The organism is Neisseria flavescens, from assembly GCF_005221285.1.
GTDB classification, from domain to species: Bacteria; Pseudomonadota; Gammaproteobacteria; order Burkholderiales; family Neisseriaceae; genus Neisseria; species Neisseria flavescens.
Window position 1 is genome coordinate 1,274,854 of record NZ_CP039886.1, and the last position, 25,924, is coordinate 1,300,777.

Consider the following 25,924-nt stretch of genomic DNA (forward strand, 5'->3'; position numbering starts at 1 on the left):
TTTAGAAGGCCGTCTGAACAATCCAACAAGTTTCAGACGGCCTGAATATGGTTAATGGTGATGGTGTTCGTGCATTTCCTGCGAACACAAAACTTCATCTTTATGCGGATGCTGTTCGCTTTCAATCTGAATCGTACAATGCCCGATGTTGTGATGCGCCAATTCATGTTCGATGCGGTAGGCGATTTGTTCGGACTCTGCAACCGTCATGTCGCCATCTACAACAATATGGCAGGACAAAACGTGGATATTGCTGGTAATCGTCCAAACATGCAAGTCGTGAACGGATTTTACGCCTTCCATATTGCGGATAACGCTGAGCAACTCATCGGTATGGATGTTTTCCGGCGCGCCTTCCATCAAAATGTGCAAAGTCTGTTTAAACAGCTTCCAGCCGCTGCGCCCTACCAAAGCCGCCACCAATACGCTGGCAACCGTATCCGCCCATTGCCAGCCATACGCCATCATCAGTACCGCTGCGACAATCGCCCCTATCGAGCCGAATAAATCGCTGATTACATGCAGATACGCGCCGCGCATATTGACGTTTTCTTCAGTATCGCCATTTTTCAACATATAAACGGCGACACCGATGTTGACCAACAAACCGATAATACTGACCACCAACATGCCGCCCGTCAAAATTTCCGGCGGATAAAACAATCGTTTGACTGCTTCATAAAAAATCATCGCCGCAATCAACACCAGCGACAATCCGTTAAACATCGCCGTCAAAATTTCAAAACGCTTATAGCCAAATGTTTTTTGCAGCGTGGTCTGTTTCTCGCCAAGTTTAAATGCCCACAATGCCACACCCAGCGAAAACGCATCGCTGAACATATGTCCCGCATCGGAAAGCAGGGCCAAAGAGTTGGTCAGCCAACCGCCGACCGCCTCAACCAGCATAAATCCGGCAATGACGAAAAAGGAAATACGCAATACCTGCTTATTGGCGGTATGCGTATGCGCGTGCGAATGATCGTGATGATGTGCCATGATGATTTTACCGTTTCAGACGGCCTTTTTATCCTGTTTCAAACTTTTCTCAAAATCTTCCAACATATCCAGCTCGAAACGGCTGAATCCTGCGCGTTCCCGTGCTTCGATATTGACGTAGCCGCGGAAGATAAACATATCGTAACGCGCAATCAGGCTGCGGAACAAGGCAACCGGTTCCAAACCGCGTTCACGGCAAAGATGCTGATACCAATGATTGCCGATGGCGACATGCCCCACTTCATCGCGATAAATAATATCCAACACATCGCAGGTTTCCATATCGCCACGCTGCGCCACTTTTGCACGAATACCCGGCGTAACATCCAAACCGCGCGCTTCCAATACCCGCGGCACCAAAGCCATGCGCAACAAGGGATCGTAAGCGGTTTTATACGCCATATCCCACAAATGCCCATGCGCTTCAAAATCACCGTAATCGTAGCCCAAGCTGTTCAGACGGCCACGCATCAAGCCGAAGTGAAACACTTCTTCTTTCGCCACCCTTACCCAATCGCGTACAAACTGAAACGGCATATTGCGAAAACGATACGCCGCATCCAAAGCCAGATTAATCGCATTAAACTCAATGTGTGCAATCGCGTGCAACATGGCCGCATAGCCTTCGACCGTATTCATCTTACGCGGCGTAACTTCCGAAGGCACAACCAAACGAGGACACAGCGGATGGCCTGCAAAACGGCAATCCACAGGTTTTGACTCCTCAATAGTCAAACCTTCCGCCTCGCCCAACTGCGCAAACAAGGCCTGCGTCAACCTTCCCTTTTCATCCGGATTGTCCGACAGCAAAGCCTGTTCCAATAAAGGATAAGGATTCAGATACATACAAAACCATTGTTTTAAAAAGACAAATATTATAACCGTTTTAAAAAGCAAACAGAAAGACTATAATTTCACGCTTTCCGTAAAATGACATTAAATACCACACCAAACCATTGTGTGCTTCATTAAAAAAACGTCAAAACTAAATACAGGCCGTCTGAAGAAATGAAATTATTTCAGTCACTTGATTGGATTTTTCATATTTACACAAATTAAACCCTCCATTCAGCCCCTTGCCTGTTACACCATAACGTCTATACTGAACCCATCTCTCCGAACAAGGAACCAAAACATGAAAACTACCCGACTGTTCACTCTAACCGCTGCCGCGCTGCTTTCTTCAGCCATCGGCTTTGCACAAGCCGGCGCAGTGGACGCCCTGAAAAAATTCAATAATGACGCTGACGGTATCAGCGGCAACTTCAGCCAAACCGTTCACAGCAAAAAGAAAACCCAAACCACACACGGTACATTCAAAATCCTGCGCCCGGGCTTGTTCAAATGGGAATACACCAAACCCTACAAACAAACTATTGTTGGCGACGGCAAAACCATTTGGCTCTATGACGTAGATTTGGCACAAGTAACTAAGTCCTCACAAGACCAAACCATCGGCGACAGCCCTGCTGCCATTCTCTCCAACAAAACCGCATTGGACAGCAGCTACACGCTGAAAGAAGACGGTTCTGCCAACGGTATCGACTACGTTTTGGCTACGCCTAAGAAAAACAACGCCGGCTACCAATACATCCGCATCGGCTTTAAAGGCGACAACCTCGCCGCCATGCAGCTGAAAGACAGCTTCGGCAACCAAACCAGCATCAGCTTCAGCGGTTTGAACACCAAGCCTAACCTTTCCAGCGGTATGTTCAAATTTACCCCTCCTAAAGGCGTTGATGTTTTGAGCAACTAAGATTTCAACTGAAACACAAAGGCCGTCTGAACAACAGACGGCCTTTTATTTAGTTCAATTCAACATCAAACACACTGTTACTTTTGACCTTGAATGGCAGCGGCAATTTTTTCTGCGCCTTTTTTCGCCCAGTCTGCCTGCTTGGCTTCCACCATCACGCGCACGACAGGCTCGGTACCGGACGCACGCAAGACTACGCGGCCTTTGCCTTCGAGTTCTTTTTCCACTTCAGCCAAAGCCTCTTTGGAAGCATCCTGCCAGTTTTGGCCTTTTTTGATGCGGACGTTGATCATGGTTTGCGGATACGGCTGCCAATCGGCGCAAACGGTGGCAAGGTCTTGATTCAAGGTTTGCAATGCCGCCAAAACTTGCAGCGCGGAAATGATGCCGTCGCCGGTATTGTGTTTGTCCATGCACAAAATATGGCCGCTGGCTTCGCCGCCAATCAGCCAACCGCGTTGGTGGAGCTGTTCCAACACATAGCGGTCGCCCACTTTGGCGCGGCAGAAATCAACGCCCTGCTCTTTCAAAGCAATTTCCATCGCCATATTGGTCATCACTGTACCCACCACGCCGCCGATTTCCACGCCTTCGTGCGCGCGTGCTTTGGCAATCACATAAATCAGGCTGTCGCCGTCATATACTTTGCCATTGCGGTCAACCATCATCAAACGGTCGCCATCGCCGTCCAAGGCAATGCCGTAATCGGCTTCATTTTGCAACACAGCCGCTTGCAAAGCTTTCGGATGGGTCGCACCACATTTCTCATTGATGTTGTAGCCGTTTGGATCATCACCGATACTGACCACTTGCGCACCCAATTCGTGGAATACTTTAGGCGCAACTGCATAGCCTGCGCCATTGGCGGTATCGACCACCAATTTCAGACCGCGCAAGTCCAAATAGCTTGGGAAAGTGGATTTACAAAACTCGATATAGCGGTCATCCGCACCATTAATCCGGCGAGCACGGCCCAAACGGCTAGACGGCTGGGCTTTCATTTCTTCATCGATTTTGGCTTCGATTTCCAACTCGATTTCATCGCTCAGCTTCACACCACCTTCGGCAAAGAATTTAATGCCGTTATCGGAATAAACGTTATGGGAAGCAGAAATCATCACACCTGCAGACAAACGCAAAGCACGGGTCAGATATGCTACGCCCGGGGTTGGCAGAGGGCCGGTTTGAATAACATTGACACCGGCGGCGGTAAAGCCGGCAATCAGCGCGGCTTCCAACATATAGCCTGAAATACGCGTGTCTTTGCCGATTAATACGGTCGGTTTAATTTCACCTTTGTGCTGTACCAAAACCTGGCCTGCCGCATAACCTAATTTCAAGACAAAATCAGGATTGATAGGGAATTGACCGACTTCGCCGCGTACACCGTCAGTACCGAAATATTTTTTTGCCATGAGATAACTCCGTGATTGTTTTGTCGTATGTGAATATAGTTAAACTTCTTTAAAAGAATATTGTGTTTGAAGGCCGTCTGAATCTTTCAGACAAACCACAATCTACTACTTCCGTATTATAGCAAGATCAGGCATTCCTGCACGAAAAAAGCGCATCCTATGCAGAATGCGCTTTCTATTCGAGATTTAAAGTCAAATCTTAGAATTTAGCACCAGATTGATTAGCCATGTAATCAACTGCAGCTTTCACTTCATCGTCGCTCAGGCTGCCGTTACCGCCTTTGGCAGGCATGGCGTTAAAGCCTTCGATTGCATGTTTGTGCAGGGTGTCTTTACCTTGTTTGATACGAGGAGCCCAGTCTTCTTTTTTACCTACGGCAGGAATACCGGAAACCGCACCACCGTGACATGCTTGGCAGGTGGCTTCGTAAACTTTTTTACCGTCCGCACCGCTGGCAGCCGCGCCTTTGTCTTCAGCTTTGGCAGCATCTGCTTTAGGAGCATCGGCAGGAGCCGCACCCTCAGCAGCAGGAGCTGAAGCAGCTTCGCCGGAAGCAGCAGCATCGGCAGAAGCCGCAGCATCAGGATCAGGGAAAGTACCGCCGGCTTTGTTGGCCATATAAGTAATTACGCGTTTCAATTCTTGATCGGTCAAATCAGCCGCACCACCTTTGGCAGGCATGGCGTTGAAACCGTTCAAAGCGTGTTGGAACAAAGTATCAAAGCCTTGGGCGATACGAGGAGCCCAATCGCCTTTATTTTCAAACTTAGGTACGTTAGGAACGATACTGTCCGCCGCGTGACATTGGATACAGATTTTGTTGAAAATCTGGTCGCCTTGACGTTCGCCGACAGGGATGCCGTCGCCCATTTTGAGTTGGCCGACTGGCTGGATACGGGTTTGAGTCGCAGCTTCGGTTGTTTCGTTAACATCGCCGAATGAACCGCTTCCCGCCAATTTGATCAGGAAGAAAATCACTGCAATAACAATAACGATACCGCTCACAAGGGTGAACAATGCAGAGCCTTGGGCTTTGTGGTCGCGGAGTTGTTTCATTTGGTAGGCCTCGCCGTTAGGTTAGGTTGTGCTGTAAGTTATAGTTTATGTGTTAAACGCAATTAACAATATTTTGCTGGATTATACTGAATTCGCAAAGGCTTTCCAATCCATCTTGAGAAAAAGATACACAAAAATCCTCAAAAAGGCCGTCTGAAATCTGTAAACCTTTGTAGTTAATTGATTATTCCAGCCATGCAAAAAAGTGGCCTCCAATGCCACTTTCAGACACTTTCAAGATAAACTTTGCCAATAAAGCCAATATGCGTTAACCTTACGGCTTCCGCACCCATAGCTCAGTTGGAAGAGTGTCAGTTTCCGAAGCTGGAGGTCACAGGTTCGATCCCTGTTGGGTGCGCCAATTATAAATAGGCCGTCTGAAAGATGAAAATTTTTCAGACGGCCTTTTGATTTACTTCAAATAAAACTACATTCAATTTCAGATTAAACGGCTATTGCAACACTTTGGCAAATGCCTCGGCCACATAATCGATATTCGATGCATTCAAACCGGCCACACACATCCTGCCCGAATCAAGCAGATAAACGGCAAACTCGTCGCGCAGGCGGTGTACCTGCTCTACGGTCAGGCCTGTATAGCTGAACATGCCGCGCTGTTTGATGAAATAGCTGAAATCGCGATTGGGGATTTTGGCCGTCAAAACATCATAAAGTTTCTGACGCATGGCACGGATGCGGTCGCGCATGGCGTAAACTTCGTTTTCCCACAAAGCGCGCAAATCATCGCTGTTCATCACATCAGAAGCGATGTATGCACCATGCGCGGCAGGGCTGGAATAAATGCGGCGGACGGTAAATTTCAACTGTCCGAACACCAGCTCTGCTTCTTCCTTATTGGGACACACTACGCTCAAACCGCCGACGCGCTCGCCGTACAGCGACAGGTTTTTCGAGAAAGAGTTGCTGACAAACAAAGGCAGACCCATTTCGACGGCTTTACGGATCGCATACGCATCGCTGTCCAAATCCTCACCGAAACCTTGATAGGCAATATCCATAAACGGAATCAGCTTGTGCGTTTTGATGATGTCCAATACCTCATCCCATTGCGCTTGCGACATATCTACGCCGGTCGGGTTTTGACAGCATGGGTGCAAGATCAAGACGCTGTTTTCCGGCAATGTTTTGAAAAACGCAGTCATTTCTTCAAATTTCACGCCGACGGTTTCAGGGTTGTAATAAGGGTACGTCCCCACCTCAAAACCTGCGCCTTCAAAAATGCCTTTATGGTTGTCCCACGTCGGATCGCTGACATAGGCTTTTGCATCAGGGAACCAACGGTGCAAAAAGTCGGCACCGACTTTCAACGCCCCCGAGCCGCCTAAAGTCTGTACGGTCGCAATGCGTCCTTCTGCCAATGCCGGATTATCGTTGCCAAACAACAAACGCTGAACCGCGCTTCGATAAGTGTCCAAACCTTCCATCGGCAGATAAGGAGATGGTCGCGGTACGGCCGCACGCACTGCCTCTGCCCGGCGGACAGATTCCAAAACCGGCATTTTGCCTTCATCATCAAAATAAATGCCTATGCTCAAATTGACTTTTTCAGGACGCTCGTCGCGTTTGAAGGTTTCAACCAAACTCAAAATCGGGTCGCCCGGATAATACTCGACATGACGGTACATGGTGCTTCCTTTGTTTTCAGACAGAATGATGAAGATTGTGGCACTAAAAGTCTTTATTTGCAAAATCAGGCCGTCTGAAAAATTCAGACGGCCTGATTATTTTTAAACGCTACCAATCTACCCGTTTCAAATCATTTTTTGCCAATACATCCGCATGCTCGCTGCGGCTTTGATATTCCCTGTCCTGCAAAATGCGACGCGCGACATAATTCAAATGCAGCTTGGCCGCTTCAGCAGCCTCCGCCGGCTTGGCCTGGGCAACGGCTTCAAAAATAGCGCGGTGCTGGGCAATCAGTGTCGGGCGCGGGTCTTCGGTTTGATGGATATAGATAATGCCACTGCGTGTTTGCTGATAAAGCATTTTGAGCAGACTACTGGAAAGGTGGCTGAATAGGATATTGTGTGCGGCATCGGCAATGGTTTGATGGAAGCTGACATCTGCTTCGGCTTGATGCTCCAAATTTCCGCTTTCACAAGCCGTCTCGAACTTCTTCCGCCAGAAGTCAATGCGTTTCAAATCGGCATCAGTCCGTCTTTCGGCGGCCAGCGCCGCCATACAGCCTTCAATGTGGCAGCTGAAATCGAATACGTCTGTTTCCCAATTGGTATGTTTGCCGAGCAACTCCTGCCAGCTTTGTAAAAAATCCTGCTGCGGCTTGACGGAAACATAATAGCCATCGCCCTGCCGCGCGTCCAAAACCTGCTTGGCAAGCAAGATATTCAATGCCACCCTGACCGACGGACGCGATACACCGAATTCTTCCGCAAGCGTACGTTCGGGAGGCAATTTACTGCCTTCTTCATAAATGCCGGTAGCGATACGTTCTTCCAAAACGGCTAAAACCTGATCGCTGATTTTTTGCGGACGAACCAATTTCGTCATGTTGTATTCCTGATGATTGAAGGACAGTTTTATTCAGACGGCCATAAATTGGATTGACCAATTAGCCGCTCATTCTAATCAATCCCCTATTTTTCCGTCAAGAAATGTTATCAAATCGTAACATCAATAGAAAATCATAAGCAAATGACGCTTTCTATACCAAATATCTTCTTGCTTTTAGTTAAATAATTAAATTAATGAAATTCCCAATAATCAAGTTTGAAACCGTATTGGTGTTTTTCATTAACTGCTTAAAAAAATCAAATTTTGTCATCACTGGTATAACCAAATCACAAACCGGCAAAACATGCAGATAAAATGATAAATATTGATATAAGTTAAAAACAGTATGTTTTAATTTTACCAAACTTTATATATACTACTTAGGTATTACTATATATAACACTTAATGATAGAGAGAAACCACATGAAATACCCACCATTACTTATCTTGCCTATTGTCTTAGCCGTATCTCAAGCATGGGCAGACACTGACCCTGTACCTGAAGAAACAGTTACCCTTTCCCCTGTAACAGTTACCGGAACACAGCAGCAAAAAGCCAACACAGTCAAATTCAATCCTAAAGCCACCCTCCAGCCCCTACCGGCAGGCGACGGCGCGGATTTGCTGCAATCCGTCCCCAACATGAGCATCATCCGCAAAGGCGGCAGCTCGGGCGATCCATTGTTCCGAGGTTTGGGCGGCTCGCGCCTTGCCATCAACGCAGACGACCAGTTCGTTTACGGCGGCTGTTCAAACCGCATGGACCCGCCCACTTCCTACATCCACCCCAGCACCTTTGACGAAGTTGTCGTTACCAAAGGTCCTCAAACCGTTACCCAAGGCATGGGTTTGATCAGCGGTTCGGTTCATTTCGTCCGTAAAGATCCGACCTTCCACGAACAACCCTACTCCTTCAACGGCAGCACCACATTGGGCAGCAGCGGCAGACGCGATGCCTCCTTTGAAGCAGGTGCGGGCGGCAAATACGGTTATGCCCGCCTCAATGTCTCACACAACGAATCCGACGACTATAAAGACGGAGCAGGCAACCGCGTACATTCCAACTTCAAACGCGACAGCCAAATGGTTCAGTTGGGCGTTACCCCGACCGAAAACACCACCATCGCCGGCACATACGAACGCAGCCGCGGTAAAGCCGCCTACGCCGACCGTGGGATGGACGGTAGCAAATTCGACCGCGACGCATGGAACGTCCGCATCAGCCAACGCAATATCACACCGTGGTTGAGCGAAATCGAAGCACGCTACGGCTCCAGCGAAATCGACCACGTGATGGACACCTACAGCCTGCGCCCCGTCGGTATGAGGGGCAAGATAGCCATTAACCCCAAACGCCGCACCGATACCGGCAATCTGAAAGCCACTTTCGATTGGGACAACGTCAACCTTCAAACCGGCATCGACTATATGCGCGACCGCCATACCGAACGCAACGGCGATGAAAACTACGCTTCGATTCCTTTCAAGCCTACCCAAAGCTTTGACCAACTGGGCGGCTTTGCCGAAGCGGCTTGGCAACGTAACGATGCACAAAAATTGATTGCCGGCTTCCGTCATGACCAAGTAACAGGCACATACGAAACCAAGGCAGACTCCGATCCCCTCAAAAAAACCAAATATCCTTTGACTTCCGGCTTCTTCCGTTTCGAGCAAACTGCGGGCAATACCAAATACTACGCAGGTTTAGGCATCGCCCAGCGTGCGCCCGACTACTGGGAACGCAAAAAATCGGAAAACCTCCGACTCCGAAAAGAAACCAACCGCCAACTTGATGCAGGGCTGATTTGGAACAGCGGAAATTGGCACGTCTCCGCCTCTGTATTTGCAGGCAAGGTTGACGATTTCATCATAGTCGAACCAAAACCGATGACGCATCATACCGCCGGCAGCGCGTCGGCACCTAGCCATCACATGGGACACCACCACACAGGACCCACTCCGACGGCACCGGCAACAGGCGTGCCCGCCGGCAGCCATACTCCGACGACACCGGCAGCAGGCGGACACGCCAGCCATCATCATGGCCCAGACTTAAGCGCACGCAATATCGACGCCATCCGTCTAGGCGGCGAAATTGAAGTGAAATGGGAATTCGCTCCTAATTGGAGCGTATCCGGCAACCTAGCCTATACCTACGGTAAAAACCGTACCGATGGCAAACCTTTGGCACAAACGCCGCCGCTCGAATGGAACAGCACCCTTGCCTTCGACAACGGCAAATTCAGCGCAGGTGCATTGTGGAAAGTCGTTGCCAAACAAAACCGCTTCAGCAAAGGCCAAGGCAATATCGTCGGTCAAGACATCGGCGCATCCGCAGGCTTCGGCGTGCTTTCCGTCAATGCCGGCTGGAAATTCAACAAATACGCCACATTGCAAGGCGGCGTGGACAACGTCTTTAACAAAACCTATGCCGAATTCGTCAGCAGGAGCGGAGGATTTGTCGATCCTGCCGCCGGCATCAAAACCACCCGCGTGAACGAACCCGGCCGCACCGCCTGGTTAAGACTGCAAGCCAAGTTCTAATGCGTATTTAACGCGTCTAATAAAGGCCGTCTGAAAAATTTTCAGACGGCCTTAATATTTTTAATGATGTTTTTTAAACAAACAGTCCGGCGAAGCAATGCAACGCCGGACTGTTTGTTCACTATCGAATTAAATCAAACCCAAAGAGTTGATGAACACGACAATAATCGCAATCGGCGCAAGATAGCGCAACACGCCCAGCCACAAGCAAAGCAACTGTCTCGGAATGGTACTGCCCATGCCCGCATCACGCAGGACAGACTGTTTGTCCTGAATCCATGCTGTAAACACGGCAACGCTTAACGCGCCAATCGGCATGATGACGGCAGAAATAATAAAATCCCATAAATCAAAAATGGTTTTGCCGAAAATTTTAAAATCGCTCCATACGCCGAAAGACAGCGCTGAAGGAATACCGACCACAAAAATCGCAATACCGATTGTCCAAGCATGGCTGCTGCGCTTTTTCTCGTCTTGGCGGATGGTTGCGGCGATGACAGTTTCCAACATTGAAAACGCGGAAGTCAGCGTCGCAAAGACAACCAACAGCATAAACACAGCAAACAAATACGTACCCATCGGCATTTTCATGAAAACCGCAGGCAACACGACAAAAATCAAACCTGGGCCTTGACCGGGTTCAAAACCGAAGGCAAATACCGCAGGGAAAATCACCAAACCGGCCAGCAGCGACACAAACAGGTTCATCCACATAATCATATGACCGGAGCGGAACATATCTTGATCCTTACCCAAATACGAAGCATAGGTAATCATCGCGGACACGCCGATACTCAAGGCAAAAAACGCCTGACCCAAAGCAGTCAGCATCGTGCCGGGCTTCAAATACGACCAATCCGGTTTCAACAAAAATGCCACGCCGTCCATTGCGCCGGGCAAAGTCAGCGAACGGATAGCCAATGCAATAAAGAGGATAAACAAACCCGGCATCAACACGCGGTTTGCCTTTTCAATGCCGTCTGAAACGCCGCCTTTGACCACCCAAATGGTAATCAGCATAAACAATCCTTGGTAAAACAGCGAGCCAAACGGCGAAGAAATCGTTTTACCAAACAAGGCTTCAAAGTCTGCACCGGCATGAATTTCGCCGGTAAAGCTGTGTACCACATAGTTCAATACCCAGCCGCCGACCACGCTGTAAAACGACAGCAAAATAAAACAAGCGGCCACGCCCATGCGGCCAACCCACGGCCACTGCGAACCGGGGCGCAATACTTTGAAGGAGTCGATGGCGTTTTTACCGCCCGTGCGGCCGATGTAAAACTCGGCCAATTGAACCGGCAAGGCCACCAAAATAGTGAAAATTAAAAATAAAAGAAAAAATACAGCGCCGCCGTTTGTACCGGCCGTATAAGGGAATTTCCAAATTGCACCCAAACCGATGGCCGAGCCTGCCGCAGCAAGCACAAAGCCGATTTTGGATGACCAAGATGAATGGTTGCTCATAATGTAATATTAAGAAACGTGAAGATGCCGAATTGTAACAGGGTGAAGTCAAGCCGTGAGTAGCTTGCGGACAGCCGATAAGCAATTCGCACGGATGGTGCGTACTTACCAAGCAAATTGGCATGAATTTCTGATAATTAAACTTTTAATAGCATAAATTTTATTTTTATATTTTAAATTTGACGGTTTATTTTAAAAATAAGCATATAAAAGGCCGTCTGAAACCTCGTTTTTAAGGTTTCAGACGGCCTTTATCCTTAAGCCGCTTTATTTTTTCATGGCATCGGTCAAAACTTTGACATTGTAGCGGTACATGCCGATGTAGCTGTTGGCCGGTGCGCCACCCAATGCATCTGAATACAAACGTCCGCTGACATTGACGCCGGTTTCTTTAGCAATACGGTCAATCATGCGCGTGTCTTTGATGTTTTCAGTAAAGACCGCCTTAATGCCCTCGCGTTTGATTTGGCGGATGATGGAAGCCACTTGTTTGGCAGACGGCTCGGCTTCGCTGCTCACGCCTTGAGGGGCGATGAATTCAATATTGTAGCGTTTGCCCATGTAAGAGAACGCATCATGCCCGGTCAAGACTTTACGCTTGGCGGCAGGTACGGCATTAAAGGCAGCCTGCGCATCACTGTGCAGTTTTTTCAGCTGCATTTGATAGTTGCCCAAACGTTGCTGATAGTAGGTTTTGCCTTCAGGGTCGGCTTGAATCAGCGCATTGGCAACGTTTTGCGCATAAGTACCCATCAGGACGGGGTCGGTCCAAACGTGCGGGTCAAACTCGCCGTGATCGTGATGATGGCCTTCGTGATCGTGGTCATGATGATGACCGCCCTCTTCTGCTTTCAAAGCCTGAATGCCTTTGGTCGCTTCGGCAAAAGGAACTTTGCTCTGTTTTACTGCGCGCTGTACATCTGCGGCTTCCAAGCCCAAGCCGTTGAGCAATACCAATTTGGCACTGCGGATTTTTTTGATGTCGCCACTGGTCATGTGGTAGGCATGGCTGTCTTGGTTTGCGCCCACCAAGCTTTGTACGGCCACACGGTCTCCACCAATCTGTTTGGCCACATCGCCCAAAATGCTGAAGCTGGTCACAACAGGCAAAGGAGCTGCATAAGCGGCACCGGTCAATAATGCGGCAACAATGCCGAGTTTCCAATGTTTCATATTCTCTCCAGTGATATAACGTAACATTAACATCATCATAAGACAGACCGCCTGATTATTCAAGCGGCCGACTGAAAAATCATGCCGTGCGGTGTTTCTTGCGGCGCAGCCATTTTGCCAAAATGCCGCCTTCCAAACCGAACACGACGGAAATCAGGTAAAGCGTGCCGCAGCATAAAATAATCGCAGGGCCTGACGGGATTTCGATATGGTAGGAAAACAACAGTCCTGCCAAGCCGCAAAGCAAAGCCAATGCGACAGACAAAATCATCAGCCAACCCATGCTTTTCGCCCACAGTCTGGCGGTAATCGCCGGCAACATCATCAAGCCGACCGACATCAACGTACCCAATGCCTGAAAACCGGCAACCAGATTCATCACGACCAGCACCAAAAACAACACATGCCAAAAGCCGCCCTTACCGCCGACAGCCTTGAGGAACAAAGGGTCTATGCTTTCCAACACCAGAGGGCGGAACATAACCGCCATCAGCAAAATAGTAACACTCGCAGAAACGGCAATCAGCTGCAAAGCCGGAATATCGACCGCCAACACCGAGCCAAACAGCAAATGCAGCAAATCGACGCTGCTGCCGTTTTTGCTGACCAAAACCACGCCGATGGCAAGGCTGCTCAAATAAAATGCAGCAAAGTTCGCGTCTTCTTTCAATGAAGTAAACCGGCTGACCAAACCGGCCAACAAAGCCATTAGCAAACCGGCCGCAAAACCGCCGACACTCATCGCAGGCAAACTCAAACCGGCAAACATATAGCCAATGGCCGCACCGGGCAAAACCGCATGGCTCAAGGCATCGCCCACCAAACTCATGCGGCGCATTACCAAAAACACACCGACAGGCGCCGCACTCAATGCCAGGCAGAAAATCGACACCAAGGCATAGCGCATAAAGTCAAATTCGGCGAACGGCGCAACGACCAAATCATATAAATCCATGTTTTATCGCTTTTTTATTAATCTCTGAAAGCCTTAGGCCGTCTGAAAAACACTTACTTTCAGACGGCCTTGCCCATTAAACCGCGCACCAATCGGCCGCTTCCTGTTTCTGCATCATTCGGTTTGCCTGTGCCAAAAATTCATCGGTCAACACATTTTCCGTCGCACCGGCAGTCACTTTTTCACGCGCCAAAAGCAGCGTGTTGGCAAAATATGCCCTTACCTGCTCGTAATCATGCAACACGGCAATCACAGCCTGACCGTCCTGATGGCATTGGCGCAAAACTTCCAACAGCGCATAAGTCGTCCGCGCATCCACCGCGTTAAATGGTTCGTCCAGCAACAAAAATTTGGCATCCTGCACCAGCATCCGCGCAAACAATACGCGTTGGAACTGGCCATTGGACAAGTGCGCAATTTGGCGCGTGGCAAAATCCTGCATTTCCACGCGTTCCAAAGCCGCCATTACGCGCTTTTTCTGCTCCGCGTTCACGCGTCCGAAAAAGCCGATTTCATACCACAGCCCCATCGCCGCCAGTTCAAACACCGTCATCGGCTGGCTGCGGTCAATGTCCGACTGCTGCGGCAGATAAGCAATGTCCTTGCGCGCCATATTTTCATAGCGCACACTGCCCGTATCCGTCTTCTGCAAGCCCATAATGGCTTTGAGCAAGGTCGATTTGCCCGCGCCGTTTGGTCCGAAAATCGTCCACATCTTTCCATCTTCAAACGCCATATCGACATGGTGCACCACCGGCCTGCGCTGATAGCTGACCGTCAGATTCTCCACCACGATACTCATGGCAATACCGCCCAAAAATATACAGCCCACAACGCCGCCAATGCGACAAGCGCAATCAGCAGCCTTTGCAGCAATCCGGTCAACAATACAGAATTCATAAGCCTAAAACCGCCCTTGCCCGAATACGGACAACAGGCCGTCTGAAAGAAAATTAAAACATTAAAATGATACTGTATAACGTTAACCCTGTAAATTTCTTTCGTTTTCAGACGGCATCGGGCAAAAGGCCGAATATCGGTTACAATCCATTTTTTATTTGATGATTGTCCTATGTCTATTCCACTCTTAAACGAAAAACTAAATACCGAAACTGCCCGCATTTCATGGGAAGAGCTGCAATCCCACTTCGCACGCGGTGCCGCCGTCTGCGCAAATTGGAACACGAAAACAAAGCGGGCGAATATCCGAATTTGGATATCGATATGCTCGGCGCGGCCGCCAATTTGCAAAAATCAGACCGCCGCCTCAGCCATCTGCAAGGCTTAGAGCGGAACGAAAGCAATAAAAACCGCTCTATCGGCACAGAAATCGCCGCCCGCGATATCGTCGGCACTTGGGTAGAGCGTAATCGATCCACCATCGATACCAATACCCAAAATAGAGGCTGGATACGGACGATTGTGGACATCTTTGTTGGCAAATCCTCTTCCCACAACTGCACGGGACTGGGCACAGAGCAATGTGTCGATGACGGTTACCGGACAAAAGAAAAAGGCGAAAAAGGAAATGATATTAATACCATTCACCGTATCAGCGTTTATGATTTGCTCGAACAGCAAAACCACCGTACCAATCCCAATCATCCCCAATCAGGAGACCCCAAATGAACAAACCGATACTGCCCCTTATGCTCTGCGTCCTGCTTTCAGGCTGCCTGAACGTCGGCAGCGGCTTCCGTGTGCCGCCCGATGCGTCGGCCAGGTGGAAACTGTGCAACGAAGACAAAATTTATCCTGCTAAAAAAACTCCACCGGAAGCCAGCAGAGCCAAGCGTGATGAAATGCTGCGGCAGATGAATCTGTATGGACAGCGAAAGCTCGACGATATGTTTTCCTGCGGCTATGACCCGATTGGCGGCGGTACGTCAAGAGCCGATGCCTGCGTGCGCAAGAAAGACTGGTACCGTTCGGGCAAAGATATCTATCCCGAAAATAAAATCTACGAGCAATGCCAGCACGACTAGGCTGCTTTCTATGTTGCGCCCGATTTGGATTTGATTGCCGTCGCCCGTCATGTTGCCGAAGATGAAGCCGCGCCATTGAAACAATGGATGGAACAAGGCAAATTTGGTGCCATCAGCGATGATATGGCGCGCATATTTTTAGCGGATAAGCAGGAAATGTGGGCGGTTGTCGTGGCACCGTGGGTATTGGTACAGCCTTGCAAAGACTGATAAGGCCGTCTGAAAAAACAAAACCGGAACATTTCCCATGTTCCGGTTTTTCATTTTTCAGACGGCCTATTGCAACGTAAAGCCTGCTTTAAATTCAAGCTTCGGCACCCCGATAACGAAACGTTTGCCGATGCTGTCTTCAAACTCATACGCGCCTTCGATACTGCCCCAAGGCGTGCTGATTTGCGAACCGCTGTTGTACTCATAGGCTTCGCCCGGGTACAAAACAGGTTGCTCTTCAATCAAGCCGGCATGACCGACCTGCTCTGTCTCACCGTGTCCGTCAGTGATTTCCCAAAAACGCTGACGCAAAGTAATGATTTCATCACTGCGGTTGCAGATGGTGATCAGATAATTGAAGGCGTAACGGTCGCGATAGACGTCGCTCTGACCGGCCATATAACGCGGCTCCACGTTAATCTCGATTTCATTCATAATTGTTTACCCCGTATGGTATTTATTTTATTTCAATCCGGATCATTCCGGCGTGTCCGCCCTATTTTTGCAAAGGGTCGAAACACTTAAAACGCATTACGCGATCCAATAAAACAGGCCCAAGACCATCAAGGTCATCACAGCCGCAATCAAATCATCAAGCATAATGCCTAAACCTCCATGAATCCGCCGGTCAAACCATTTGATCGGCCATGGTTTCAACGCATCAAACAAGCGGAAAATAACAAAAGCCGCCAGCCACCAGCTCCATTTGAACGGAATCAGCGACAGCACCAGCAGCATCGCGACAATTTCATCCCAGACGATACCGCCGTAATCCTGAATGCCCAATTCCCTCTCGGTATAACCGCAAATGCGGATACCCCAAAAAAACAAGGCGATACACAATAAAAGCAATATCCAGCCGTCTATGCCCAACAGGCACAATACAAAAGCCAGAGGTAATGCTGCCAGCGTTCCGGCCGTACCCGGCGCAACCGGCGACAAGCCGCTGCCGAAACCGAATCCTAAAAAACACAATGGTTTGTGCAACAGCCAAGAAAAAGTAGGTTTACGTTCAGCCAAAATGATCAAATCCTAAAGAAGTCAGTTCCAATACGCCGCCTTCGGCATCCAAAATATTCAGACGGCCTGAGTCAGTAATTTTACCAATTTGGGCGACCGGTACGCCACTTTGTTCCGCTGCCTGACAAACGCGTTCCCTGTCTTCTGGAGCGGCAGTAAAAATCAGTTCGTAGTCATCGCCGCCGGCCAATACCGCCGACAACCATTGTTCGCGCGACAAAACGTTTTTCAATTCAGGCAACGACGGCACACAATCGGCAAATATTTCTGCTCCGACAGCAGAGGCTTTCAAAATATGCCCCGCATCTTGAGCCAGGCCGTCTGAAACATCTTGCGCAGCATGGGCAAACGGCAGCAATGCCTGACCCAATGAAACGCGCGGTTCCGGACGGAGCAATTTATCATCGCAAACCGCCATGATTTCAGACGGCAATTGATAATGTCCCAGATGTTTGTTCAAAGCAGCGGCAGCCAAACCCAACTGACCAGATACCCAAATATCGTCGCCGACTTCAGCCGCATCACGCCGCAGGGTACGCCCTGTCGGAACTTCACCTACTATCGTTACATTAAAGACCAAATCGCCTTTGGTGGTATCGCCACCAATCAACACCGTATCAAAACGCGCAGCCAAAGCAAAAAAGCTATCGCAAAAGCGTTTGAGCCAATCTTGATTCAATTCAGGCAACGCAGCACTAAGCAACACCCAACGGGGCTTGGCGCCCATAGCGGCCATATCGGATAAATTTACTGCAAGTATTTTCCATGCCAAATCTTCAGGCAAAACATCTTCAAAAAAATGTCTGCCTTTGACCAACATATCAGCGCTAAAACATAAATCAAATCCGTTACTTGGGCGAATAATAGCGGCATCGTCCCCTATGCCCAAAATCAGACCTTCCGATTTTTGTCGCTGCAAATATTGTCTGATAAAGTCAAATTCCGTCATATTTATCCAATACAACTATAACTTAGATTACTACATCTAATTTTGTGCCAGCCTGATGTTTGCCTGCTAACACGTCAAACATCAAACTTCAACATTATTTAGATATAAAACTTAATAAGTTAAAGACCGTCTGAAAATATAGATTTCAGACGGCCTCATGTTTTCAAACCACTCTGAACAGGTATATTTACAGATAGACGATTTCGCCTGTCCGCCCCCTGCTCTCTTGGCTTGCCCACCAAATAAATTGCGGCAGGACATCTTCGTAGTTTTTACGTTCGCTTTTCGATTCGCCCGGATGCGATTTGATACGTTGCGGCGAATTGATGGCACCCGGCACCAAAACATTGGCACGCAGGTTGTCAAAACGTTCCCACTCATCCGCGGCCACTTTACACAAATAATTGAGCGCGGCTTTGGAGGCACCAAAACCGCCCCAATAGGCTTGCGGCTTCTCGCCGTGGCTTTCGCCGACAAAAATCACAGAAGCGTCTTCGGATTGCTTCAACAATGGGAACAGCGCACGGGTCAAGCCCATAGGCGCAACGGTATTGATGCGGTATTGGTTGACCCATTCCGATACGGTTTGAAAGTCCAATGGCGACAAGGCATAGAAATAGCTGGCACAATGCACCACGCCATCCAATTTTCCGCCGGTTGCTTCATCAATAGTTTCCGCGAATTGCTTAAACTCTTTCTCCTCCGCGCTCATCAAATCAAAGCAGATGGCAAACGGCTCAGGACTGCCGGCAGCCACAATGGCATCATATACTTTTTCCAAACGCTTTTGATGACGCGCCACCAAAATGACAGTCGCTCCGGCAGCCGCATAGGCTTTGGCAACCTGCTCGCCCAAGCCTTGGGATGCACCGGTAATCAAGATGGTTTTGTTCGCTAATGTCGTCATGGCTTTTCCTTGAACTTTATGGTTTCGGATATTGTATCGGCTTGGTAAGTTTTGTAAAGTCAAAAAGGCCGTCTGAACATTCAGATGGCCTCAGTTTATTCAAACCGCAAATCCAGCATCAGCTTTTCAGCCGCGGCAAAGCCTGACTGAACCGCAGCCTCCAATGTTGCCGGATAGCGCGGATGGAGATAGTCGCCGGCCGGATAAATACGGCGATGGTGCAGCCATGAGAAATCAGGTTGTACAAAATCAACCGTTGCCGCCGTAGTCGCTCGTTTTTCCGTAATAATGCGTACGGCTTCAGGCTTATCCAAATCCGGACAAATCCGCTTAATGTCCGCATGAATGTTCTCGGCCAAATCTTTATCCTTCCAAGCCTCGGTACAATCGGAAACGCTGATGACGACTGCAACTTCATTATCCGGCAAGCCCAACGCCCCCCGATGTAACACCCATTGCGCCGTACCATCAGAAAACCCGGTTAAAGGTGCAGGCAGTTTGACTGTTTGGGCATAACGCAAATAAACCGTGGTAATCGCATGATAGTGCAACGATTGATAGGCCGTCTGAATATAGTCAGGCGTATCTTCAGGCAAAAGCGCGTCAACATGATATGGCGCAACAGCCAGAATCACCGCATCAAATACTTCACCATTGATTTCAATTCGGCCATCAATATGATGGTTTAAATGGGAAACACGAGTTTCAAGATGTATCTTTGCACCATGTTTGTGCAGAAAATCCAAAGCCGGCTCGGCTACGATCCGCCCTAAATCCTGCTTAGGCAAAAGATAATCGCTGTTCTCCTTTTCAGACCACAAGCCATCATTCAATACATTACATAAGATGCGCAACGATGCCTGTTCTAACGGCGTATTTAAAGCCCCCCAAACCAAAGGTTGCCAAAATTGCCCAAGTAAGCTGCGGGGAACATTTCGTGTTCTCAACCACTTTGCAACCGTCAAATCGGTTTTATGATGAGCTGCCCAACGTTGCAATGCCGACATATCCGACAGCAATTTGATTTTCAATGAAAAAGAAAGATTTTTCGCACGCAGGATACCGACAAGCAAATGCCAAGGCGCAGGCAGAGAGGCCGTCTGAAACTGCAATCCTTCATGGATGTACCATTGCAAAGGCTGGCGTAAAAAGGCTGACTCGGGTTGAACGCCAATATGTTGCATTAAAGTTTGAACACCATGATACGCACCCAACAAGATATGCTGCCCATTATCCAAAAAGCTGAATCCATCATCTTTTCCGGACAAGGCACGCGCCCTACCGCCAGCCTGTCTCCCGGCCTCAAACAAAGAAATATCGGCTCGATGAATCAGGGAAACCGCCGCAGACAAACCTGCCCAACCGGCACCAATCACAGCAATTTTTGGACGCTTAGTATTCATGGTTTAAATCCAAACAGCCAAGTTTTCAAAGCAATACGTTTTTTACGGGGAGAAGGAATCGCAATTTTATAAATCAAAACATTTTGCGCACCATCACGGTCGATTTCATTCAACAACGCATAATAAATAGCCGCCATAATCAGGCCGACTTTTTGCGATTTCTTATCCTCAGCCGGCAAAAGCGACATCGCTTCACGATAAGTTTCACGCGCCCTATTCACTTGAAATTGCATCAATTTTACAAAATTGTCTGTCGGTTTGCACTGCATAATGACGTTGGCAGGCACGTCAAACTTCTGCATTTCCTCTATCGGTAGATAAATTCTTCCCTGCCGCGCATCTTCGCCCACATCGCGAATAATATTCGTCAACTGCAAAGCCAAACCCATTTTGTCCGCATATTCCAAAGTTTTCGGATTGGTAAAACCTAAAATCCGCGCAATAAGACAACCCACTACCCCGGCAACACGGTGGCAATACAGTTTTAACTCATCAAAACTACCATAACGAGCCTGCTCCAAATCCATCTGCATGCCATCAATCAAAGCTTCAAATTCATTCTTCGGCAAGTCAAAATTTGCCCGAATATCTTTTAAAGCTTGATGAACGGGATGCTCAGGCATCTCATTGTTAAAGACTTTCTCCAAATCACTGCGCCACCAATTCAACGTTATCTGAGCTACATTTGGATCGGTACAGCCATCAACCACATCATCTAGTTCGCGACAAAAAGCATATAAAACAGTGATCGCATTTCTTTTTTCTACCGATAAAAAACGAAAGCCGGATAAAAAACTGGAATGGCTTTCTGCAGCCTTTTGATGACAATAATCCAAAGCAAGCACTGTGTATCCTAAAAATATCGTTATAAATAATTAGCAGGGATTTTATCTGTATTTAAAAAAGTACGCCAATATCAAATCTCATCTTACAACAAGGCCGTCTGAAAACTAATCTTAAGTATCTTTCAGACGGCCTAATATTCTACGTCGCCAATATCGAAACCAACAGCATCACCACCAACAGCTGTATCAAGGAATACCCCCTCTGCACAGTTACCCCATTCCGTATTCCGTCAAATGCCTTTGAGTACATATCTTTATTCCCTTTATCTTTTATATCCCCATCCGACAGGAGACTATCCGTTTATCCCTTTTACCCAATGTAAAGCCCCGCTTTGCCCAAGCTCTCATTGCCGGCCCCATACAAAGCCGCCCGTCAACCCGAACCGGCAAGCGGTTCGGCCTCGGGGCGGCATACGGCAGTTAACCGTCAGACTTATTTTTTCACGGCAGGCTGTGCGGCCTTAGGCGCAGCAGAAGAAACCGTCGCCTCCGCCTTCAACTTGTTCAGCACCGCATCACCGATGCCCTTCACGTTTTTCAGCTCCTCCACCGATTTGAACGCACCGTTCTTCTGACGGTATTCCACAATCGATTTCGCCTTAGCCGGACCGATACCCGGCAAGGCCTCCAGTTCGACAGAAGACGCAGTATTGATGTTCACGGCAGCCAAAGAGAACGCCGCACAAACGGCGGCAAACGCACCAAATAAAAATTTCTTCATCAGATTTTTTCCCATAACATATTTGATTGAATCAGTCATGCTGTTTACAGAATGGTTTTATTCCACTCTGTAAACACTGTCACATACGCAGATAGGGCAACAGCTCATACCCACATAAATGCTTACAACATATTAACGCAAATATCGTTTGATTTCAAATATTCTAAACGGTTAACCGTAACTTCGGTACTTTTGTTTAAGAATAACAACAAGGTAATCATAATCTCCCTATCACCAAACCGACAGAAACGACAGGCATGTAAAAAGCCCCCGACATCAGTCGGGGGCTTCGGAATGGGTGTTTGGCGGTGACCTACTTTCACATGGAAGAACCACACTATCATCGGCGCTGAGTCGTTTCACGGTCCTGTTCGGGATGGGAAGGCGTGGGACCAACTCGCTATGGCCGCCAAACTTAAACTGTTACAAATCGGTAAAGCCTTAATCAATATATTCGGTGATGACTGAATCAGTCAGTAAGCTTTTATCTCTTGAAGTTCTTCAAATGATAGAGTCAAGCCTCACGAGCAATTAGTATGGGTTAGCTTCACGCGTTACCGCGCTTCCACACCCCACCTATCAACGTCCTGGTCTCGAACGACTCTTTAGCGTGGTTAAACCACAAGGGAAGTCTCATCTTCAGGCGAGTTTCGCGCTTAGATGCTTTCAGCGCTTATCTCTTCCGAACTTAGCTACCCGGCTATGCAACTGGCGTTACAACCGGTACACCAGAGGTTCGTCCACTCCGGTCCTCTCGTACTAGGAGCAGCCCCCGTCAAACTTCCAACGCCCACTGCAGATAGGGACCAAACTGTCTCACGACGTTTTAAACCCAGCTCACGTACCACTTTAAATGGCGAACAGCCATACCCTTGGGACCGACTACAGCCCCAGGATGTGATGAGCCGACATCGAGGTGCCAAACTCCGCCGTCGATATGAACTCTTGGGCGGAATCAGCCTGTTATCCCCGGAGTACCTTTTATCCGTTGAGCGATGGCCCTTCCATACAGAACCACCGGATCACTATGTCCTGCTTTCGCACCTGCTCGACTTGTCGGTCTCGCAGTTAAGCTACCTTTTGCCATTGCACTATCAGTCCGATTTCCGACCGGACCTAGGTAACCTTCGAACTCCTCCGTTACTCTTTGGGAGGAGACCGCCCCAGTCAAACTGCCTACCATGCACGGTCCCCGACCCGGATTACGGGTCTGGGTTAGAACCTCAAAGACACCAGGGTGGTATTTCAAGGACGGCTCCACAGAGACTGGCGTCTCTGCTTCTAAGCCTCCCACCTATCCTACACAAGTGACTTCAAAGTCCAATGCAAAGCTACAGTAAAGGTTCACGGGGTCTTTCCGTCTAGCAGCGGGTAGATTGCATCTTCACAACCACTTCAACTTCGCTGAGTCTCAGGAGGAGACAGTGTGGCCATCGTTACGCCATTCGTGCGGGTCGGAACTTACCCGACAAGGAATTTCGCTACCTTAGGACCGTTATAGTTACGGCCGCCGTTTACTGGGGCTTCGATCCGATGCTTGCACATCTTCAATTAACCTTCCAGCACCGGGCAGGCGTCACACCCTATACGTCCACTTTCGTGTTAGCAGAGTGCTGTGTTTTTAATAAACAGTCGCAGCCACCTATTCTCTGCGACCCTCCAGGGCTTACGGAGCAAGTCCTTAACCTTAGAGGGCATACCTTCTCCCGAAGTTACGGTATCAATTTGCCGAGTTCCTTCTCCTGAGTTCTCTCAAGCGCCTTAGAATTCTCATCCTGCCCACCTGTGTCGGTTTGCGGTACGGTTCAATTCAAACTGAAGCTTAGTGGCTTTTCCTGGAAGCGTGGTATCGGTTACTTCATGTCCGTAGACACTCGTCATCACTTCTCGGTGTTAAGAAGACCCGGATTTGCCTAAGTCTTCCACCTACCGGCTTAAACAAGCTATTCCAACAGCTTGCTAACCTAACCTTCTCCGTCCCCACATCGCATTTGAATCAAGTACAGGAATATTAACCTGTTTCCCATCGACTACGCATTTCTGCCTCGCCTTAGGGGCCGACTCACCCTACGCCGATGAACGTTGCGTAGGAAACCTTGGGCTTTCGGCGAGCGGGCTTTTCACCCGCTTTATCGCTACTCATGTCAACATTCGCACTTCTGATACCTCCAGCACACTTTACAATGCACCTTCATCGGCCTACAGAACGCTCCCCTACCATGCCAGTAAACTGGCATCCGCAGCTTCGGTTATAGATTTGAGCCCCGTTACATCTTCCGCGCAGGACGACTCGACCAGTGAGCTATTACGCTTTCTTTAAATGATGGCTGCTTCTAAGCCAACATCCTGGCTGTCTGGGCCTTCCCACTTCGTTTACCACTTAATCTATCATTTGGGACCTTAGCTGGCGGTCTGGGTTGTTTCCCTCTTGACAACGGACGTTAGCACCCGCTGTCTGTCTCCCGAGGAACCACTTGATGGTATTCTTAGTTTGCCATGGGTTGGTAAGTTGCAATAACCCCCTAGCCATAACAGTGCTTTACCCCCATCAGTGTCTTGCTCGAGGCACTACCTAAATAGTTTTCGGGGAGAACCAGCTATCTCCGAGTTTGTTTAGCCTTTCACCCCTATCCACAGCTCATCCCCGCATTTTGCAACATGCGTGGGTTCGGTCCTCCAGTACCTGTTACGGCACCTTCAACCTGGCCATGGATAGATCACTCGGTTTCGGGTCTACACCCAGCAACTGTTCGCCCTATTAAGACTCGGTTTCCCTACGCCTCCCCTATTCGGTTAAGCTCGCTACTGAATGTAAGTCGTTGACCCATTATACAAAAGGTACGCAGTCACACCACAAGGGTGCTCCCACTGTTTGTATGCATCAGGTTTCAGGTTCTATTTCACTCCCCTCCCGGGGTTCTTTTCGCCTTTCCCTCACGGTACTGGTTCACTATCGGTCGATGATGAGTATTTAGCCTTGGAGGATGGTCCCCCCATATTCAGACAGGATTTCACGTGTCCCGCCCTACTTTTCGTACGCTTAGTACCACTATTGAGATTTCGAATACGGGACTATCACCCACTATGGTCAAGCTTCCCAGCTTGTTCTTCTATCTCGACAGTTATCACGTACAGGCTCCTCCGCGTTCGCTCGCCACTACTTGCGGAATCTCGGTTGATTTCTTTTCCTCCGGGTACTTAGATGGTTCAGTTCTCCGGGTTCGCTTCGCTTATCCTATGTATTCAGATAAGGATACCTCCTAAGAGGTGGGTTTCCCCATTCGGACATCGTGGGATCATAGCTTTATTGCCGGCTCCTCCACGCTTTTCGCAGGCTTACACGTCCTTCGTCGCCTATCATCGCCAAGGCATCCACCTGATGCACTTATTCACTTGACTCTATCATTTCAAGAACCTCTTTGACTTCGTTTACCTACCCGTTGACTAGGGAAGCAAACTTGAAATTCCTACTTTGATAAAGCTTACTGCTTTGTTATGTCTTAATCCTGCCTTTTGTGTTTCAGGATTAAGTCGATACAATCATCACCCAAATACTGTGTTTGTTTTCTTTTCTCTTACGAGAGATTTTTTATCCTTTGCAAGGAACAAAAAATCAAAACAAACTCATTGTCTTTGTTTGTTGATTTCGGCTTTCCAATTTGTTAAAGATCGATGCGTCGATATTTCACTTCGCAAATCAAAATAAGCTGCTAAGTATAGCAGGCTTCCTTTGATTTGTAAAGTTCTTGGTGGAGGCAAACGGGATCGAACCGATGACCCCCTGCTTGCAAAGCAGGTGCTCTACCAACTGAGCTATGCCCCCGTTCTTGGTGGGTCTGGGAGGACTTGAACCTCCGACCCCACGCTTATCAAGCGTGTGCTCTAACCAGCTGAGCTACAAACCCGGATTCTCTTCTTAAGCGAATCTTGTCTTCACTCAAGCTTTTCTCTTCCGCATCTTTTACAGTTTACCGATAAGTGTGAATGC

The 25,924-nt window shown here is 48.6% G+C and carries 23 protein-coding genes, 3 tRNA genes and 2 rRNA genes; 7 read left to right on the forward strand and 21 right to left on the reverse strand.

Annotated features, from left to right (window positions below; genetic code table 11):
* Window positions 1-51: 51 nt before the first annotated feature.
* Together FAH67_RS06530 and FAH67_RS06535 are read right to left on the reverse strand one after the other, a co-directional pair.
* Entirely contained in the window at window positions 52-996 is a 945-nt protein-coding gene (locus FAH67_RS06530) for a cation diffusion facilitator family transporter (RefSeq protein ID WP_003682541.1), read from the reverse strand.
* Window positions 997-1,011: 15 nt separating this feature from the next.
* Window positions 1,012-1,842, reverse strand: a complete 831-nt coding sequence (locus tag FAH67_RS06535; protein WP_003682543.1) for a ferritin-like domain-containing protein — start codon at window positions 1,840-1,842, stop codon at window positions 1,012-1,014.
* A gap of 289 nt (window positions 1,843-2,131) precedes the next feature.
* Here FAH67_RS06535 and lolA point away from each other — a divergent pair, with 289 nt between their 5' ends.
* A complete protein-coding gene (gene lolA, locus FAH67_RS06540; protein ID WP_003682545.1) occupies window positions 2,132-2,752 on the forward strand; it encodes an outer membrane lipoprotein periplasmic chaperone LolA in 621 nt (206 codons plus the stop codon).
* 77 nt (window positions 2,753-2,829) lie between these two features.
* On the opposite strand, the gene glmM is transcribed toward lolA, so the two are convergent.
* Together glmM and FAH67_RS06550 are read right to left on the reverse strand one after the other, a co-directional pair.
* Entirely contained in the window at window positions 2,830-4,167 is a 1,338-nt protein-coding gene (gene glmM / locus FAH67_RS06545) for a phosphoglucosamine mutase (RefSeq protein ID WP_003682546.1), read from the reverse strand.
* 199 nt (window positions 4,168-4,366) lie between these two features.
* Window positions 4,367-5,224: a c-type cytochrome gene (locus FAH67_RS06550; protein WP_003682548.1), complete on the reverse strand. Its 858-nt coding sequence runs from the start codon at window positions 5,222-5,224 to the stop codon at window positions 4,367-4,369.
* 285 nt (window positions 5,225-5,509) lie between these two features.
* Here FAH67_RS06550 and FAH67_RS06555 point away from each other — a divergent pair.
* Window positions 5,510-5,585, forward strand: a tRNA-Arg gene (locus FAH67_RS06555).
* Window positions 5,586-5,676: 91 nt separating this feature from the next.
* Here FAH67_RS06555 and FAH67_RS06560 read toward each other — a convergent pair.
* Entirely contained in the window at window positions 5,677-6,870 is a 1,194-nt protein-coding gene (locus tag FAH67_RS06560) for an amino acid aminotransferase (RefSeq protein ID WP_039864416.1), read from the reverse strand.
* Between the two features lie 109 nt (window positions 6,871-6,979).
* Window positions 6,980-7,753 (reverse strand): FadR/GntR family transcriptional regulator, encoded by a 774-nt coding sequence (locus tag FAH67_RS06565; protein WP_115287612.1) that lies wholly within the window; start codon window positions 7,751-7,753, stop codon window positions 6,980-6,982.
* Window positions 7,754-8,180: 427 nt separating this feature from the next.
* On the opposite strand from FAH67_RS06565, the gene FAH67_RS06570 reads away from it, so the two are divergent.
* Window positions 8,181-10,301: a TonB-dependent receptor domain-containing protein gene (locus tag FAH67_RS06570; protein ID WP_039864418.1), complete on the forward strand. Its 2,121-nt coding sequence runs from the start codon at window positions 8,181-8,183 to the stop codon at window positions 10,299-10,301.
* Between the two features lie 129 nt (window positions 10,302-10,430).
* On the opposite strand, the gene FAH67_RS06575 is transcribed toward FAH67_RS06570, so the two are convergent.
* The 4 genes from FAH67_RS06575 to FAH67_RS06590 form a co-directional block, all read right to left on the reverse strand.
* A complete protein-coding gene (locus tag FAH67_RS06575; RefSeq protein WP_003682559.1) occupies window positions 10,431-11,768 on the reverse strand; it encodes a sodium-dependent transporter in 1,338 nt (445 codons plus the stop codon).
* Between the two features lie 267 nt (window positions 11,769-12,035).
* Entirely contained in the window at window positions 12,036-12,941 is a 906-nt protein-coding gene (locus FAH67_RS06580; RefSeq protein WP_049336292.1) for a metal ABC transporter solute-binding protein, Zn/Mn family, read from the reverse strand.
* A 79-nt stretch (window positions 12,942-13,020) separates the two neighbouring features.
* Window positions 13,021-13,896 (reverse strand): metal ABC transporter permease, encoded by an 876-nt coding sequence (locus tag FAH67_RS06585; RefSeq protein ID WP_003682564.1) that lies wholly within the window; start codon window positions 13,894-13,896, stop codon window positions 13,021-13,023.
* Window positions 13,897-13,972: 76 nt separating this feature from the next.
* Entirely contained in the window at window positions 13,973-14,698 is a 726-nt protein-coding gene (locus FAH67_RS06590) for a metal ABC transporter ATP-binding protein (protein ID WP_003682566.1), read from the reverse strand.
* Window positions 14,699-14,968: 270 nt separating this feature from the next.
* Between FAH67_RS06590 and FAH67_RS12395 the strand changes: the two genes are divergently transcribed.
* The 4 genes from FAH67_RS12395 to FAH67_RS06610 are packed head-to-tail and all read left to right on the forward strand — an operon-like array spanning window position 14,969 to window position 16,091.
* Entirely contained in the window at window positions 14,969-15,184 is a 216-nt protein-coding gene (locus FAH67_RS12395; RefSeq protein WP_232500838.1) for a DUF2288 family protein, read from the forward strand.
* The gene (locus FAH67_RS06600) at window positions 15,121-15,525 is read left to right on the forward strand and encodes a hypothetical protein (protein ID WP_112890836.1); all 405 of its coding nucleotides are present in this window, start codon (window positions 15,121-15,123) and stop codon (window positions 15,523-15,525) included. Before FAH67_RS12395 ends, FAH67_RS06600 begins: the two co-directional genes overlap by 64 nt.
* Window positions 15,522-15,881: a hypothetical protein gene (locus FAH67_RS06605; protein WP_003682572.1), complete on the forward strand. Its 360-nt coding sequence runs from the start codon at window positions 15,522-15,524 to the stop codon at window positions 15,879-15,881. The genes FAH67_RS06600 and FAH67_RS06605 overlap by 4 nt, the downstream gene beginning before the upstream one ends.
* A 24-nt stretch (window positions 15,882-15,905) precedes the next feature.
* On the forward strand, window positions 15,906-16,091 hold the full coding sequence (locus tag FAH67_RS06610; RefSeq protein ID WP_003682573.1) for a DUF2288 family protein: 186 nt from the start codon (window positions 15,906-15,908) through the stop codon (window positions 16,089-16,091).
* A gap of 66 nt (window positions 16,092-16,157) precedes the next feature.
* Here the strand turns inward: FAH67_RS06610 and apaG are convergent, their stop codons facing one another.
* The 11 genes from apaG to FAH67_RS06670 form a co-directional block, all read right to left on the reverse strand.
* Window positions 16,158-16,526: a Co2+/Mg2+ efflux protein ApaG gene (apaG, locus tag FAH67_RS06615; protein ID WP_003682575.1), complete on the reverse strand. Its 369-nt coding sequence runs from the start codon at window positions 16,524-16,526 to the stop codon at window positions 16,158-16,160.
* Window positions 16,527-16,622: 96 nt separating this feature from the next.
* The gene (locus tag FAH67_RS06620; RefSeq protein ID WP_039864429.1) at window positions 16,623-17,111 is read right to left on the reverse strand and encodes a phosphatidylglycerophosphatase A family protein; all 489 of its coding nucleotides are present in this window, start codon (window positions 17,109-17,111) and stop codon (window positions 16,623-16,625) included.
* Window positions 17,104-18,060 (reverse strand): thiamine-phosphate kinase, encoded by a 957-nt coding sequence (gene thiL / locus FAH67_RS06625; protein ID WP_003682580.1) that lies wholly within the window; start codon window positions 18,058-18,060, stop codon window positions 17,104-17,106. Before thiL ends, FAH67_RS06620 begins: the two co-directional genes overlap by 8 nt.
* A gap of 187 nt (window positions 18,061-18,247) precedes the next feature.
* Window positions 18,248-18,967, reverse strand: coding sequence for an SDR family oxidoreductase (locus FAH67_RS06630; RefSeq protein WP_003682583.1), 720 nt, complete (start codon window positions 18,965-18,967; stop codon window positions 18,248-18,250).
* Window positions 18,968-19,062: 95 nt separating this feature from the next.
* Complete coding sequence (gene hpnE, locus FAH67_RS06635; protein WP_003682584.1) at window positions 19,063-20,370, reverse strand: hydroxysqualene dehydroxylase HpnE; 1,308 nt, start codon at window positions 20,368-20,370, stop codon at window positions 19,063-19,065.
* Window positions 20,367-21,215 (reverse strand): presqualene diphosphate synthase HpnD, encoded by an 849-nt coding sequence (gene hpnD / locus FAH67_RS06640; RefSeq protein WP_003682586.1) that lies wholly within the window; start codon window positions 21,213-21,215, stop codon window positions 20,367-20,369. The genes hpnE and hpnD overlap by 4 nt, the downstream gene beginning before the upstream one ends.
* A gap of 433 nt (window positions 21,216-21,648) precedes the next feature.
* Entirely contained in the window at window positions 21,649-21,936 is a 288-nt protein-coding gene (locus tag FAH67_RS06650) for a ComEA family DNA-binding protein (RefSeq protein ID WP_039863774.1), read from the reverse strand.
* A 300-nt stretch (window positions 21,937-22,236) separates the two neighbouring features.
* Window positions 22,237-22,350: ribosomal RNA gene (gene rrf / locus FAH67_RS06655) — 5S ribosomal RNA — on the reverse strand.
* Window positions 22,351-22,446: 96 nt separating this feature from the next.
* Window positions 22,447-25,335, reverse strand: a 23S ribosomal RNA gene (locus tag FAH67_RS06660).
* 348 nt (window positions 25,336-25,683) lie between these two features.
* Window positions 25,684-25,759 (reverse strand) — tRNA-Ala (locus FAH67_RS06665).
* A 5-nt stretch (window positions 25,760-25,764) separates the two neighbouring features.
* Window positions 25,765-25,841, reverse strand: a tRNA-Ile gene (locus FAH67_RS06670).
* Window positions 25,842-25,924 lie beyond the last annotated feature (83 nt).